Raw genomic sequence first — 16,263 nt, forward strand, 5'->3', positions numbered from 1 at the left:
TCGCACTTGCAGTGGCGCACCCATCCGTTACCATCGCCGCACGTTTTCGGGCACGCGCATAAAAAAGAGAGGCCGGGATGTACATCTATCGCTTGGTCCTGCTTTTGGTAGTGGGGATTTACCTGTTTTCCCCGGCCATCATGGATTGGTGGATCGACGCCACTGGCGCCTGGTATCGCCCTTATCTGCTCTGGCTGATTCTGATCGTCGTGACCTTCATCCTGCAGAGCCAAAAAGATGCCGATGAGCTTTAGTCTGACCCAGATGATCCTGATCAGCGCCGCATACCTGGCGGTGCTGTTCGGTGTGGCCTGGATCAGCGAACGGGGCATGATTCCTCGGGCGATCATTCGCCACCCGCTGACCTACACCCTGTCACTGGGCGTCTACGCCAGTGCCTGGGCGTTTTACGGCACCGTGGGCCTGGCCTATCAATACGGCTACGGTTTTCTGTCCAGCTACCTGGGCGTTTCCGGGGCATTCCTGCTGGCGCCAGTGCTGCTCTACCCGATCCTGAAGATCACCCGCACCTATCAACTGTCGTCGCTGGCGGATCTGTTTGCCTTCCGCTTCCGCAGTACCTGGGCCGGTGCGCTGACCACGATTTTCATGCTGGTCGGCGTACTGCCGCTGCTGGCCTTGCAAATTCAGGCGGTCGCCGACTCCATCAGCATCCTCACCCGAGAGCCGGTACAGCATCGCGTGGCCCTTAGCTTCTGCGCACTGATTACGCTGTTCACGATTTTCTTCGGTTCCCGTCACATCGCCACCCGCGAAAAGCATGAAGGCCTGGTGTTCGCGATTGCCTTCGAGTCGGTGATCAAGCTGATCGCTCTCGGCGGTGTCGGGCTGTATGCGCTTTACGGCGTGTTCGACGGCCCGCAACAGCTTGAACTGTGGCTGCTGCAAAACCAGACCGCGCTCGCCGCCCTGCACACACCGTTGCAGGAAGGCCCGTGGCGTACGCTGCTGCTGGTGTTCTTCGCCTCGGCGATCGTGATGCCGCACATGTATCACATGACCTTTACCGAGAACCTCAACCCGCGTTCGCTGGTGAGTGCGAGCTGGGGCCTGCCGCTGTTCCTGTTGCTGATGAGCCTGGCAGTGCCGCTGATTCTCTGGGCCGGCCTGAAACTGGGCGCCACCACCAACCCGGAATACTTCACCCTGGGAATCGGTATCGCCGCCAACAGCAAGGCTTTGGCGTTGCTGGCCTATGTCGGCGGGCTGTCCGCCGCCAGTGGCCTGATCATCGTCACCACGCTGGCACTGTCCGGGATGGCCTTGAACCACCTGGTCCTGCCGCTGTATCAACCACCGGCCGAAGGCAACATCTACCGCTGGCTGAAGTGGACTCGCCGGGCGCTGATCGTCGCAATCATCATGGCCGGCTACGGTTTCTACCTGATGCTCGGAGCCGAGCAGGACCTGGCCAACCTCGGCATTGTCGCTTTCGTCGCCACGTTGCAGTTCCTGCCGGGCGTGCTCTCGGTCCTGTATTGGCCGACCGCCAACCGTCGCGGCTTCATCGCCGGCTTGCTGGCGGGGATCCTGGTGTGGCTGGTGACCATGCTGTTACCGCTGGTTGGCAACCTGCAAGGCTTCTACATTCCACTGCTGAACATGATCTACGTGCTGGACGACACCAGCTGGCACATGGCGGCGATTGCCTCGCTGGCGGCCAACGTACTGATGTTCACGCTGATCTCGCTGTTCACCAACGCCAGCACCGAAGAGGCCAGCGCTGCCGAAGCCTGCGCTGTGGATAACGTTCGCCGCCCGCAACGCCGGGAACTGCACGCCGCCTCGCCCCAGGAGTTCGCCACGCAACTGGCCAAGCCACTGGGTGCAAAAGCGGCGCAGAAAGAAGTGGAACAGGCACTGCGCGACCTCTATCTGCCTTTCGACGAGCGCCGCCCCTATGCCCTGCGTCGCTTGCGTGACCGCATCGAAGCCAATCTCTCCGGCCTGATGGGCCCGAGCGTGGCCCAGGACATGGTCGAGACGTTCTTGCCGTACAAGGCTGGCGGCGAAAACTACGTCACCGAAGACATTCACTTCATCGAAAGCCGCCTCGAGGATTACCACTCGCGCCTGACCGGCCTGGCCGCCGAGCTCGATGCCTTGCGCCGCTATCACCGCCAGACCCTTCAGGAATTGCCGATGGGCGTTTGCTCACTGGCCAAGGATCAGGAGATCCTCATGTGGAACAAGGCCATGGAGGAACTCACCGGCATCGCCGCGCAGCGCGTGGTCGGTTCGCGCCTGAGTACCATTGCCGACCCATGGAAAGACCTGCTGCAAGGTTTCATCAATCTGCCGGACGAGCACTTGCACAAACAGCACCTGGCCCTCGACGGCCAGACACGCTGGTTGAACCTGCACAAAGCGGCGATCGACGAACCCCTCGCGCCGGGCAACAGTGGCCTGGTGTTGCTGGTGGAAGACTTGACCGAAACCCAGATGCTCGAGGACAAACTGGTGCACTCCGAGCGCCTGGCCAGCATCGGTCGACTGGCGGCCGGCGTGGCCCATGAAATCGGCAACCCGATCACCGGTATCGCGTGCCTGGCGCAAAACCTGCGCGAAGAACGCGAAGAAGACGGCGAGCTGAAGGAAATCAGCGGCCAGATCCTCGAGCAGACCAAACGCGTGTCGCGCATCGTCCAGTCGCTGATGAGCTTTGCCCATGCCGGCAGCCATCAGCACAACGACGAGCCCGTCTGTCTGGCCGAAGTGGCTCAGGATGCCATCGGCCTGCTGGCCCTGAACCGACGCAATTTCGAAGTGCAGTTCTACAACCTGTGCGACCCCGAACACTGGGTCGAAGGCGACCCGCAACGGTTGGCCCAGGTATTGATCAACCTGCTTTCAAACGCCCGTGACGCCTCGCCTCCCGGCAGTGCGGTACGGGTCAAGAGCGAAGCCGGCGAACACACGGTCGATCTGATCGTGGAGGACGAAGGCAGCGGTATTCCGTCGAGCATCATGGACCGATTGTTCGAACCTTTCTTCACCACCAAGGACCCTGGCGAAGGCACCGGTCTGGGCCTTGCACTGGTCTATTCCATCGTTGAAGAGCATTATGGACAAATCACCATCGACAGCCCGGCTGATGTTCAAAGCCAACGCGGTACCCGAATCAGGGTTACCTTGCCGCGTCATGTCGAAGCGACGTCCGCTGTGAACTGAGACCGTCGAGAGTATCGAATCAATGCCGCACATTTTGATCGTCGAAGACGAAACCATTATCCGCTCCGCCTTGCGCCGCCTGCTGGAACGTAACCAGTACCAGGTCAGCGAAGCCGGATCAGTGCAGGAAGCACAAGAACGCTTCACCATTCCCTCGTTCGACCTGATCATCAGTGACCTGCGCCTGCCGGGCGCGCCTGGCACGGAGTTGATCAAGCTCGCCCAGGGCACGCCGGTGCTGATCATGACCAGCTATGCCAGCCTGCGCTCGGCGGTCGACTCGATGAAAATGGGCGCGGTGGACTACATTGCCAAGCCATTCGACCATGACGAAATGCTGCAAGCGGCCGCACGAATCCTGCGTGACCGACAAACGGTACAAGCCGGCGGTGAAGCGGTTGCCGGCAAAGCTGCCAACGGTGCGGCGAAGTCCGGTACCGACAACAGCAACGGTGAGATCGGCATTATCGGCTCATGCCCACCGATGCAGGACCTGTACGGCAAGATCCGCAAAGTGGCACCGACCGACTCCAACGTTCTGATCCAGGGCGAATCGGGTACCGGTAAGGAACTGGTGGCGCGCGCCCTGCACAACCTGTCCAAACGTGCCAAGGCGCCGATGATTTCGGTGAACTGCGCGGCCATTCCGGAAAGCCTGATCGAGTCCGAACTGTTCGGCCACGAAAAAGGCGCATTCACCGGCGCCAGCGCCGGGCGCGCCGGCCTGGTGGAAGCGGCGGACGGCGGCACCTTGTTCCTCGACGAAATCGGCGAACTGCCACTGGAAGCCCAGGCTCGCCTGCTGCGCGTATTGCAGGAAGGCGAGATTCGTCGCGTGGGCTCGGTGCAGTCGCAAAAAGTCGACGTGCGCCTGATCGCCGCGACCCACCGCGACCTCAAGAGCCTGGCGAAGATCGGCCAGTTCCGTGAAGACCTGTATTACCGCCTCCACGTTATCGCGCTGAAGTTGCCAGCCCTGCGCGAACGCGGTGCGGACGTCAACGAAATCGCCAATGCGTTCCTGGCGCGGCAAAGTGCGCGGATCAACCGCACAGACCTGAAATTCGCCGCGGATGCCGAGCAAGCCATTCGTCACTACTCCTGGCCCGGCAACGTTCGTGAACTGGAAAACGCCGTCGAGCGCGCCGTTATCCTGTGCGAAAGCCCGGAAATCTCAGCCGAGCTGTTGGGTATCGACATCGAACTGGGCGACCTGGAAGACGACGAATTCATTGGCCTGGCGCCACAACAGGGCAACGCCAGTAACAGCAACCACGAACCGACCGAAGATCTCTCCCTGGAAGACTACTTCCAGCATTTCGTCCTCGAACATCAGGACCACATGACCGAAACCGAGCTGGCCCGCAAGCTCGGGGTCAGTCGCAAATGCCTTTGGGAGCGCCGTCAACGCCTGGGAATCCCACGTCGCAAGACCGGGGTGACCAGCGAAAGCTGAACCGTACCTGTCTCATGTGCGGGTAACACATGACTTTGGTGAAAAAACTGTTACCTCAGTTTTTTCACGTAACAGAAGCCGGGGCTTACGGTAACGAAGCCCCGGCTTTTTTTGGCCCTCGAAATGCCTGCCGACCGACCTAACCCCTTGTTTTATTGGGTTTCGCAAAAGTTGGCACGCACCCTGCTATATGTTTGGTACAAGAACAATAACAAGCAATGCACAAGACAATAAAAATAAGACGAATCGACTCACGCACAATAAAAACAAGACGGCGAGAGGCGCAGCTAACTGATTCTTTTGGAGAGGCGTTGTATTTGGGGCTTGCCCCACGACCAGGCCGAGAACAACAAAAAACTGTCTTAAGACAGAGCCTGTACTGGTTGGATCGAAAGATCACTGCAATTCAGCGACCAAAGCAATCCGTTTGCTCTTGGCTCCCGATTGGGAGGGTCATGAAGGAAAGCTTCATGGCGAGGGCACTCAACAAAAACAAGAAGCCCGAAACCAAAAATAAAAATAGAGCATGCAACTACTTCTTGGGGAGCTTCGGCTCCCCTTGTGGTTTCTGCGATTCCCCCCCCATAACCGCTTCCTGTACCTGTAGGAGCGAGCTTGCTCGCGAAAAAACCACAGGCAGCACTGGGCATCCGGTTTTCCGCGTCATCGTTCACGACCATCGCGAGCAAGCTCGCTCCCACAGTGTCCTACACCATCCCCCGACTAAATGCTAGAATCCCCGCCCATCATGCGGTCATTCTTCTGTTATGGCCGAATATTCCTTCAAACAGTGCATCCCATGCTGAAGAAGCTGTTCCAGTCATTCCGTTCTCCCAAGCGTCCTACGCAACACATTCGCAGCACGCCTGAAGTGCTCAACAGCGGCCAACACTCGCTGCAGAAGGCGCAATTCAGCCGTTACGCGGTGAATATCGTTGAACGCCTGCAGAACGCCGGTTATCAGGCTTATCTGGTTGGCGGTTGCGTGCGCGACATGCTGCTGGGTATCACCCCGAAAGATTTCGACGTTGCCACCAGCGCCACACCCGAGCAGGTACGGGCCGAATTCCGTAACGCGCGAATCATCGGGCGCCGGTTCAAACTGGTGCACATCCACTTCGGCCGCGAAATCATCGAAGTCGCGACCTTCCGCGCCAATCACCCGCAAAACGAAGACGAGGAAGACAGCAACCAGTCTTCGCGCAACGAAAGCGGGCGCATCTTGCGCGATAACGTTTACGGCACCCTGGAAGAGGACGCGCAACGTCGCGACTTCACCATCAATGCCTTGTATTACGATCCGGTCAGCGAACGCATCCTCGACTACGCCAACGGCGTACACGACATTCGCAATCACCTGATCCGCCTGATCGGCGATCCGACGCAACGCTACCAGGAAGACCCGGTACGGATGCTGCGGGCCGTGCGTTTCGCCGCCAAGCTGAACTTCGGCATCGAAAAACACAGCGCCCTGCCGATCCGCGGCCTGGCGCCGATGCTGCGCGAGATCCCGTCGGCTCGTCTGTTCGAAGAGGTGCTCAAGCTGTTCCTCTCCGGCCATGCCGCCGACACGTTTGAAATGCTGGTCGACCTGCAGTTGTTCGATCCACTGTTCCCGGCCAGCGCCGAAGCACTGGAATACAACCCGACGTACACCCACACCCTGATCAGCGAAGCCCTGATCAATACCGACCTGCGGATCAAGCAGAACAAACCGGTAACCCCGGCATTCCTGTTTGCAGCCCTGCTCTGGCCTGCCCTGCCGGCCCGCGTCCTGCGCCTGCAGGAGCGTGGCATGCCACCGATTCCGGCGATGCAGGAAGCGGCGCACGAGCTCATTGCCGAGCAGTGCCAGCGCATTGCGATTCCGAAACGCTTCACCATGCCGATCCGCGAAATCTGGGACATGCAGGAACGCCTGCCCCGCCGCAGCGGCAAGCGTGCCGATCTGTTGCTGGACAATCCGCGCTTCCGCGCCGGCTACGACTTCCTGCTGCTACGTGAAAGCGCCGGCGAGCAGACCGATGGCCTGGGCGAATGGTGGACGGACTATCAGGACGCCAACGAAAGCGAGCGTCGCGACATGATTCGCGACCTCAGCGGCAAGGACGAAGGCACCGGCGCCCCGCGCAAGCGTCGCCGCAGCGGTGGCTCCAAGCGCAAACGCGCTGCCGGCGCTTCGAGCACCACGGGCGAGTAATCCATGGAACGCATCTACATCGGCATGGGCAGCAATCTGGCTGACCCCGCCGAACAATTGCGCAGCGCCGTCGAAGCGCTGGCGCAGTTGCCGCAATCGCAGCTGGTCAGGGTTTCTGCGTTTTACCAAAGTGACTCGCTTCTGCCCGGCCAACCGCGTTACACCAATGCAGTCGCCGCTCTCGACAGCACACTGGCGCCGCTGGATCTTCTGGATGCCTTGCAGGCCATCGAAAACGGCCAGGGTCGCGAACGTCTTGAGCGTTGGGGACCACGCACGCTGGACCTCGACATCCTGCTGTTCGGTGATCGCCTGATCGACGAACCGCGCCTCAAGGTTCCCCATTACCACATGCAGGAACGGGCCTTCGTACTGTATCCGCTGGCGGAACTGGCACCTGCGGATCTGCACTTGGCCGATGGCCGGAACTTGACCGAACTGCTCAAGGCATGCCCGTTCGTCGGCCTGGAACGCCTCCTCCCGACGTGACACAAATACCCTGTGGGAGCGGGCTTGCTCGCGAAAGCGGTGTATCAATCAACATTAATGTTGAATCTGATGCGCCCTTCGCGAGCAAGCCCGCTCCCACATTGGTTTTGTGTCGCGCACAAGATCTGCTGCTGAATCGCATCAGTTACCCCGGTAACACCCCACCCGTAACAATGCGGTAACACACGCAATTGACTTCCCTCGTTCTCCTCACGACTATAGGCGTCCCGCTGCCGCCTACACGGCGTTCAAGGGCGCAATCCAGGCCTTAAAAGCACGACGAAAGAGCGTGCGCCTGTATTCAACGAAGAATCACGCGCGTTACTCGCAGTAGTTTCCACAGCGCCTGAATGAGGAACTTTTCATGCCAGCCATCACCCTGACCACCCTGCAAGGTCTGAAGCAAAAAGGTGAAAAAATCACCATGCTGACCTGCTACGACGCGACCTTCGCCCACGCCTGCAATCAGGCCGGCGTCGAAGTGCTGTTGGTGGGCGACTCCCTCGGCATGGTTCTGCAGGGCCACGACAGCACCTTGCCTGTCACCACCTCGGAAATGGCTTACCACGTGGCCGCCGTCAAACGCGGTAACAGCGATGCCCTGATCCTCGCCGACCTGCCTTTCATGGCCTACGCCACCACCGAGCAAGCCATGACCAACAGCGCCCTGTTGATGCAGGCCGGCGCGCACATGGTCAAGGTCGAAGGAGCATTGTGGCTGGCCGACTCGATCCGCCTGCTGGCCGAGCGCGGCATCCCTGTCTGCGCGCACATGGGCCTGACGCCACAGTCGGTGAACATCCTTGGCGGCTACAAGGTCCAGGGTCGCAATGAAAACCAGGCGCGGCAGATGCGTGCCGACGCGATCGCCCTGGAACAGGCTGGCGCGGCAATGCTGCTGCTCGAGTGCGTCCCGAGCGAACTGGCGGAAGAAATCACCCAGGCGGTGAAGATTCCGGTGATCGGTATTGGTGCCGGCAATCGCACCGACGGCCAGGTGCTGGTTCTGCACGACATGCTGGGCCTGTCCATTACCGGTCGCGTGCCGAAATTCGTGAAAAACTTCATGACTGGCCAGACCAGCATTGACGCTGCATTGAATGCCTACGTGACTGAAGTCAAAGCGGCAACTTTCCCTGGGATCGAACACGGATTCTCTGCATGAACACCGTAAAAACCGTACGCGAACTGCGGGCCGCCGTGGCCCGAGCCCGTGGCGAAGGCAAACGCATCGCCTTTGTGCCAACCATGGGCAACCTGCACAGCGGCCACGTGGCGCTGGTGACCAAAGCCTCCCAACGGGCGGACTTCGTGGTGGCGAGCGTTTTCGTCAACCCGCTGCAATTCGGTGCTGGCGAAGACCTCGACAAGTACCCGCGCACCCTCGCCGCCGACCAGGAAAAACTGCTCCAGGCCGGTTGCCATTTGCTGTTTGCCCCCACCGTTGAAGAAATGTATCCCGACGGCATGGCCGGCCAGACCCGCGTCAGTGTCCCGCAATTGTCCGAAGGTCTGTGCGGCGCCAGTCGTCCGGGGCATTTCGAAGGTGTGGCGACGGTGGTCAGCAAGCTGTTCAACATGGTCCAGCCGGACCTGGCGATTTTCGGCGAGAAAGACTTCCAGCAACTGGCGGTGATTCGCGCGCTGGTTCATGACCTGAACATGCCGATCCAGATCATCGGTGAGCCCACTGTTCGCGCAACCGATGGCCTGGCGCTTTCGTCGCGCAACGGTTTCCTCAGCGAAGAGCAACGCGCTGTGGCACCGGTGGTTTATCGCACGCTGAAAGCGATCGGCGAAGCGATCAAGCAGGGCGAACGCGACTACCCGGCGCTGATCGGCACCCAGATCAAACAGCTCGAAGCAGCCGGCCTGCGTCCTGACTATCTGGAAATCCGCCATGCCCTGACCTTGCGCCCGGCGACGGCGCAGGATCGTGACCTGGTGATTCTGGTGGCGGCGTTCCTCGGTACGACGCGGTTGATCGACAACCTGCACCTGAACCTCGACGCGCCAATCTAAACACTCTCGAATTCTGTGGAGTGAGTCTGTGGCGAGGGGGCTTGCCCCCGTTGGGCTGCGAAGCGGCCCCAAACTTTCGAGCGTTTCCGAAATTTTGCCAGTGCTACGCACTGGAACGGGGGCAAGCCCCCTCGCCACAAAAGTACACTTCAAACCCTTCGCTTCATTCGTATTGCCGCCCACAACCCCTTCGGGCAAACTGCCCGCCGTTCGATTCCGACCTGGGAAATACTCATGCACGCCATCATGCTCAAAGCCAAGCTGCATCGCGCCGAAGTCACCCACGCTGTACTCGATTACGAAGGCTCCTGCGCCATCGACGGTGAATGGCTGGACCTGTCCGGTATTCGTGAGTACGAGCAGATCCAGATCTACAACGTCGACAACGGCGAGCGCTTCACCACCTACGCCATCCGTGGCGAAGAAGGCTCGCGCATGATCTCGGTCAACGGCGCCGCTGCCCACAAGGCCAAGGTCGGTGATCGCGTGATCATCTGCGCTTACGCTCATTACAGCGAAGCCGAACTGCTCAACTTCAAGCCACGCATGCTCTACATGGCACCGGGCAATGAACTGAGCCACACCAGCAATGCCATTCCGGTCCAGGTTGCCTGATACGAGTCTTGTCTCTTCCGTTTGTCGGGCCGTTCCTAACTTCGATGTTAAAAAAGTACCGGAAACAGGTCAGACAAAGTCAAGACAGATCATTGCGTGGGGTTTACTGTATTCGCCCTGCGCCATGAAATCGTGTCGACGCAGTTGACCGGAACGCCCACCCACAGCGCTCCGGGATTTTTAGTGTTCAAAAGGCCGTTCAAGTAATAAGGAAACCCGCAGCGATGGCGTATTACCGCACTCCTCACGACGTTACCGCTCTGCCCGCCTGGCAAGCGTTGAATGACCACCGCCAAGCCATGCAGGACTTCAGCATGCGCGAAGCCTTCAATGCCGATCCGCAGCGTTTTACTCAATTCACCCTCAGCAGCTGCGGCCTGTTTCTCGACTATTCGAAAAACCTGATCAACGCCGAGACCCGCAATCTGCTGGTGGGCCTGGCCAACGAAGTCGACCTCAAGGGCGCGATCAAGTCGCTGTTCGATGGCGAAATCGTCAACTCTTCCGAAGGTCGTCCGGCCCTGCACACGGCATTGCGCCGCCCGGTCGGCGACAAGCTGTCGGTCAATGGCGTCAACGTGATGCCGGAAGTGCACAAGGTACTGAACCAGATCACCGACCTCGTCGGCCGTATCCACGACGGTCTGTGGCGCGGTTACACCGAGAAGCCGATCACTGACGTGGTGAACATCGGCATCGGCGGCTCCTTCCTCGGCCCTGAGCTGGTGTCCGAAGCCTTGCTGTCCTATGCCCAGAAAGGCGTGCGTTGCCATTACCTGGCGAACATCGACGGCAGCGAGTTCCACGAACTGACCATGAAGCTGCGCGCCGAGACCACGCTGTTCATCGTCTCGTCGAAATCCTTCAACACCCTTGAAACCCTGAAGAACGCCCAGGCTGCCCGTGCCTGGTATCTGGCCCAGGGTGGTTCGGAAGCCGAGCTGTATCGCCACTTCATCGCGGTATCGAGCAACAACGCCGCCGCGGTAGCGTTCGGCATCCGCGAAGAGAACATCTTCCCGATGTGGGACTGGGTCGGCGGGCGCTACTCGCTGTGGTCGGCCATTGGTCTACCGATTGCCCTGGCCATCGGCATGTCCAACTTCAAGGAATTGCTGTCCGGTGCCTACACCATGGACCAGCACTTCCTGACCGCGCCCTTCGAACAGAACATGCCGGTGCTGCTGGCCTTGCTCGGCGTGTGGTACGGCAACTTCTGGGGCGCGCAAAGCCACGCGATCCTGCCGTACGATCACTACCTGCGTAACATCACCAAGCACCTGCAACAGCTGGACATGGAATCCAACGGCAAGAGCGTGCGCCAGGACGGCAAGCCAGTGTCCACAGACACCGGGCCGGTAATCTGGGGCGGCGTCGGCTGCAACGGTCAGCACGCCTACCACCAGTTGCTGCACCAGGGCACCCAATTGATCCCGGCCGACTTCATCGTGCCGATCGTCAGCTTCAACCCAGTGTCCGACCACCACCAGTGGCTGTACGCCAACTGCCTGTCCCAGAGCCAGGCGCTGATGCTCGGCAAGACCCTTGCCGAGGCCGAAACCGAGCTGCGCGACAAAGGCATGAGTGACGCCGAAGTGCAGAAACTCGCGCCGCACAAGGTGATCCCGGGCAATCGTCCGAGCAACACCCTGGTGGTCGAGCGCATCAGCCCGCGTCGCCTCGGCGCTCTGGTGGCGATGTACGAACACAAAGTCTTCGTGCAAAGCGTGATCTGGGGCATCAATGCCTTCGACCAGTGGGGCGTGGAACTGGGCAAGGAGCTGGGCAAAGGCGTCTACAACCGCCTGGTCGGCAGCGAAGAAACCCCGGCCGAGGACGCCTCGACCCAAGGGCTGATCAACTACTTCCGTGGTCGTCACCGCGGGTGATTTGATAGCACAACCCACGGGCTTTGGATCAACCCGAATCCTGTGGGCAAAAACAATTCCCTGTGGGAGCGAGCTTGCTCGCGATGACGGACTGTCAGTCGACAACCATGTTGACCGCCATGCCCTCATCGCGAGCAAGCTCGCTCCCACAGTTGTTTTGTATCTGACTTGAACCCATGGACCTCTCGGCGCATCTTTATCCTTGTCGCAAAACAAGCATAAGGAACCGTCATGTTCGATATCAGCACGTTCCCCAAAGCCGATGCCGTCCGCCGGGCCGCACAATTGAGTCAAGACGACTATCAGCGCCTGTACCGCCAATCCGTCGAACACCCCAGCACCTTCTGGGCCGAACAGGCCACGCGCTTTCTGGACTGGAGCGCGCCCTGGGAAACCGTCCAGCGCTACAACCTGAAAACCGGTGAAGCCAGCTGGTTTGCCGGTGCGCAATTGAACGTCAGCTACAACTGTATCGACCGGCACCTGGAGAAACGCGGCGATCAGGTCGCCATCATCTGGGAAGGCGACGACCCTGCCGACTCGACATCGATCACCTACAAAAAACTGCATGAAAACGTCTGCCGCCTGGCCAATGTGCTGAAAAACCGTGGCGTGAGAAAAGGCGACCGCGTGTGCATCTACATGCCGATGATTCCCGAGGCGGCCTACGCCATGCTGGCCTGTACCCGCATCGGTGCAGTGCACTCGGTAGTGTTCGGCGGCTTCTCCCCGGACTCGTTGCGCGACCGCATTCTCGACGCCGACTGCCGCACCGTGATCACTGCCGACGAAGGCGTGCGCGGCGGCAAGGTCGTGCCACTCAAGCAGAACGTCGACAAGGCGCTGCAAAGCTGCCCGGGCGTGAGCAGCGTTCTGGTGGTCGAGCGCACCAAGGGGCTGGTGAACTGGGTCGAAGGACGGGACATCAAGTACCAGCAGGCCCTGCGCGAAGCCAGCGCCGATTGCCCGCCCGAGCCGATGGACGCCGAAGACCCGCTGTTCATCCTCTACACCTCCGGCAGCACCGGCAAACCCAAAGGCGTGCTGCACACCACCGGTGGCTACCTGCTGCAAGCAGCGATGACCTTCAAGTACGTGCTGGACTACCGCGACGGCGAAGTCTTCTGGTGCACCGCCGACGTAGGCTGGGTCACTGGCCACAGCTACATCGTCTACGGTCCGCTGGCCAACGGCGCGACCACGCTGATTTTCGAAGGCGTGCCGAACTACCCGAGTACCTCGCGCTTCTGGCAGGTGATCGACAAGCACAAGGTGAACATTTTCTACACTGCCCCGACGGCCTTGCGCGCACTGATGCGCGAAGGCCCGGAACCGTTGAAGCAAACATCCCGCGCCAGCGTCAGGCTACTCGGCACGGTTGGCGAACCGATCAACCCGGAAGCCTGGGAATGGTATTTCCATGAGGTCGGCGAAGAGCGTTGCCCGATCGTCGATACCTGGTGGCAGACCGAAACCGGCGGCATCATGCTCAGCCCGCTGGTCAGTGCCCAGCGGATCAAGCCCGGTTGTGCGACACAACCGATGTTCGGCGTGCAACCGGTGCTGCTCGACGAGCAAGGCAAGGAAATCAAGGGCGCCGGCAGCGGCGTACTGGCCATAAAGTCCAGCTGGCCTGCACAGATCCGCAGTGTCTATCGCGACCCGCAACGCATGGTCGACACCTATTTCAAGCCCTACCCCGGCTACTACTTCACCGGTGACGGCGCGCGGCGCGATGAAGATGGCGACTACTGGATCACCGGGCGCATCGACGATGTGATCAACGTGTCCGGCCACCGTATCGGCACCGCCGAAGTGGAAAGCGCCCTGGTGCTGCACGAGAACATCGCCGAGGCCGCTGCGGTCGGTTATCCCCACGACATCAAGGGCCAAGGCATCTATGTCTTCGTCACCCCCATGAACGGCGTCGAAACCAACGATGAACTGAAGAAAGAATTGCTGGCCCTGGTCAGCAAGGAAATCGGCAGTTTCGCCAAACCGGACTTGATCCAGTGGGCGCCGGCCTTGCCGAAAACCCGCTCAGGCAAGATCATGCGGCGCATTCTGCGCAAGATCGCCTGCAACGAACTGGACAATCTGGGCGACACTTCGACCTTGGCCGATCCAAGCGTGGTACAAGGCTTGATCGATAAACGCCTGAATCAATAACGTTCTGTCTTCTGCAGGAGCGAGCTCGCTCGCGATGAACTCAAGCGCGCCGCGTACATTCAGGAGAAACGCGTTACCGTTAACGTCCATCGCGAGCAGGCTCGCTCCTACAGAAAATTACAGAGTGGCCATGGAATTCATCCGCACCCGCATCGAAACCCAGATCATGAGCCTGACCGGTTTGTCTTTGGGCAAACTCGACCTGGAAAACCCCAAGGGCGACCCCGGGCTGTTCGGGCCAGACTCGGTGAGCTGGCAAGTCCATGGCGATTTCAGCAGCATGCTGATCGGTGGCATCAGTGCCCTGATGCTGCAGGCCCTGCACCCGCTGGCATTGGCCGGGGTCTGGGACCATTCGAACTTTCGTGAAGACATGCTCGGCCGCCTGCGCCGCACCGGGCAGTTCATCTCCGGCACCACCTTCGGCTCTCGACAGGATGCCGACTGGCTGATCGAAAAAGTCCGCACCATCCATTTGCAGATCACCGGTACAGCGCCGGACGGACGTGCCTACGCCGCCAGCGATCCCGAACTGCTGACGTGGGTGCATGTGGCGGAAGTCAGCAACTTCCTCGCCGCGCATTTGCGCTATCGCAACCCGCACCTGTCCCCGGTCGATCAGGATCGCTATTACGCGGAAATCGCCCTGGTCGCCGAACGCCTGGGCGCCCGGGATGTGCCCCGCTCGCGGCGGGAAATTGCCGACTACCTCAAGCGCATCCGTCCTCAACTGCTGTGCGACGAGCGCAGTCGTGAAGTCCTGCGCCTGTTGCTGAACGCCCCCTCCCCCAGTCGCTTGGTCAAGCCTTTCGGCGGTCTGATGATGCAGGCCGGGATCGACCTGCTGCCGGACTGGGCCAGCGACATGCTCGGCGTCAGCCAGAACCCGCTGCAACGCAAGCTGATCCGCGCCAGCGTCAATCGCAGTGCGCCGATGCTGCGCTGGGCGGTGCGTAACGGTTCGGTGCAGCGGGCTAAACGGCGGATGGGGATTACTTAGAAAGAACAAAGTCAAAAGCTTCGCGAGCAAGCCCGCTCCCACACTGGATCTATGTCGATCGCAAGTTTTATGTTCACAGAAAATCCAATGTGGGAGCGGGCTTGCTCGCGAAGGCAGCGCCTCGGTCCCGCGCCAAAACTGTTAAACTCCCGCGCCCAATTCTCTCCTGCAAGGCGCCCAGCATGTCTTCCTTGAATCAGGCGCTGCGCGCCGCCCTCGATCAACGCCAGGACCTGCTCGCCGAACTGCACCTGCAAGGCACCGATTGCTATCGCCTGTTCCACGGTAGCCAGGAAGGCGCCGCTGGCCTGACCATCGACCGCTACGGCCCGCAGCTGCTGGTGCAAAGTTTCCACCATGCGCTGGAGCGCGAGACGCTGCTGCAACTGCACGAAGCGATCAATCAACACCTGGGTTTTGAAACCCTGCTGGTCTACAACGACCGCTCCCGTGGCAACTCGCGCATCGATCGCGATGACATCGTCTACCGCGCCGACGAAGCCGCCCTGCAAGACCTGGTCGGCCACGAATGGGGCCTGAACTATCGGGTACGCGGTCGCCATGCCGGACAGGACCCTCTGCTGTTCCTCGACCTGCGCAACACCCGCGGCTGGGTCAAGGATCACAGCAAGAACAAAAGCGTGCTGAACCTGTTTGCCTACACCTGTGGTGTCGGCCTCAGTGCCGCCGCTGGTGGCGCACGCGAGGTGTGCAACCTGGACTTCGCCGAAGGCAACCTGGCGGTCGGTCGGGAGAACGGGCAGCTCAACCCGCAGTTGCCGACCATGGAATTTATCCAGTCCGACTACTTCCCGGCCATTCGCCAACTGGCCGGCCTGCCGATCAGCCAGCGCCGCGGGCAAAAGCTGCCGAGCTATCAGCGCCTGGAACAGCGCCAGTACGATCTGGTGCTGCTGGACCCTCCGGCCTGGGCCAAGAGTGCATTTGGCACCGTCGACCTGCTGCGCGACTACCAGAGCCTGCTCAAACCGGCCTTGCTGACCACTGCCGACAACGGCGTGCTGATCTGCTGCAACAACCTGGCGAAAGTCAGCATGGACGACTGGCGCGAACAGGTTTTGCGTTGTGCAGAGAAGGCCGGGCGGCCGGTGCGTGAATGGACCGTGATGAAACCGGGCGCCGATTTTCCGTCAATGGATCAACAGCCACCGCTGAAAACCCTGATCCTGCAGCTCTGACCGTCGTCGGAGAAATCTGAAAATTCCTGAAC

The 16,263-nt window shown here is 60.3% G+C and carries 12 protein-coding genes; all 12 read left to right on the top strand.

The features are described from left to right. Window positions 1–77: 77 nt before the first annotated feature. Complete coding sequence (locus ABIE16_RS23880; protein ID WP_003176118.1) at window positions 78–254, top strand: hypothetical protein; 177 nt, start codon at window positions 78–80, stop codon at window positions 252–254. Next, window positions 238–3,192, top strand: coding sequence for a sensor histidine kinase (locus tag ABIE16_RS23885; protein WP_167362842.1), 2,955 nt, complete (start codon window positions 238–240; stop codon window positions 3,190–3,192). The genes ABIE16_RS23880 and ABIE16_RS23885 overlap by 17 nt, the downstream gene beginning before the upstream one ends. Before the next feature lie 22 nt (window positions 3,193–3,214). Beyond that, the gene (locus ABIE16_RS23890; protein WP_057713275.1) at window positions 3,215–4,648 is read left to right on the top strand and encodes a sigma-54-dependent transcriptional regulator; all 1,434 of its coding nucleotides are present in this window, start codon (window positions 3,215–3,217) and stop codon (window positions 4,646–4,648) included. A gap of 799 nt (window positions 4,649–5,447) precedes the next feature. Continuing rightward, on the top strand, window positions 5,448–6,848 hold the full coding sequence (locus tag ABIE16_RS23895; protein ID WP_056728631.1) for a polynucleotide adenylyltransferase PcnB: 1,401 nt from the start codon (window positions 5,448–5,450) through the stop codon (window positions 6,846–6,848). Window positions 6,849–6,851: 3 nt separating this feature from the next. After that, window positions 6,852–7,337, top strand: a complete 486-nt coding sequence (folK, locus tag ABIE16_RS23900; RefSeq protein ID WP_429522088.1) for a 2-amino-4-hydroxy-6-hydroxymethyldihydropteridine diphosphokinase — start codon at window positions 6,852–6,854, stop codon at window positions 7,335–7,337. 364 nt (window positions 7,338–7,701) lie between these two features. Next, entirely contained in the window at window positions 7,702–8,502 is an 801-nt protein-coding gene (panB, locus tag ABIE16_RS23905) for a 3-methyl-2-oxobutanoate hydroxymethyltransferase (protein ID WP_057713273.1), read from the top strand. After that, window positions 8,499–9,359, top strand: a complete 861-nt coding sequence (gene panC, locus ABIE16_RS23910; RefSeq protein ID WP_429522089.1) for a pantoate--beta-alanine ligase — start codon at window positions 8,499–8,501, stop codon at window positions 9,357–9,359. Before panB ends, panC begins: the two co-directional genes overlap by 4 nt. A gap of 234 nt (window positions 9,360–9,593) precedes the next feature. Next, window positions 9,594–9,974 (top strand): aspartate 1-decarboxylase, encoded by a 381-nt coding sequence (panD, locus tag ABIE16_RS23915; RefSeq protein WP_003228271.1) that lies wholly within the window; start codon window positions 9,594–9,596, stop codon window positions 9,972–9,974. Window positions 9,975–10,198: 224 nt separating this feature from the next. Further along, window positions 10,199–11,863: a glucose-6-phosphate isomerase gene (gene pgi, locus ABIE16_RS23920; protein WP_057713271.1), complete on the top strand. Its 1,665-nt coding sequence runs from the start codon at window positions 10,199–10,201 to the stop codon at window positions 11,861–11,863. Between the two features lie 231 nt (window positions 11,864–12,094). Beyond that, window positions 12,095–14,032: an acetate--CoA ligase gene (gene acs / locus ABIE16_RS23925; protein ID WP_429522090.1), complete on the top strand. Its 1,938-nt coding sequence runs from the start codon at window positions 12,095–12,097 to the stop codon at window positions 14,030–14,032. Between the two features lie 130 nt (window positions 14,033–14,162). After that, entirely contained in the window at window positions 14,163–15,032 is an 870-nt protein-coding gene (locus ABIE16_RS23930; protein ID WP_429522091.1) for an oxygenase MpaB family protein, read from the top strand. Between the two features lie 182 nt (window positions 15,033–15,214). After that, window positions 15,215–16,231 carry a class I SAM-dependent rRNA methyltransferase gene (locus ABIE16_RS23935; protein ID WP_429522092.1) on the top strand — a complete coding sequence of 339 codons (1,017 nt, stop codon included), beginning with the start codon at window positions 15,215–15,217 and terminating at the stop codon, window positions 16,229–16,231. The last annotated feature ends 32 nt before the right edge of the window (window positions 16,232–16,263 follow it).

The organism is Pseudomonas sp. 2725, assembly GCF_050434585.1.
In the GTDB taxonomy this organism is placed as follows: Bacteria; Pseudomonadota; Gammaproteobacteria; order Pseudomonadales; family Pseudomonadaceae; genus Aquipseudomonas; species Aquipseudomonas jessenii.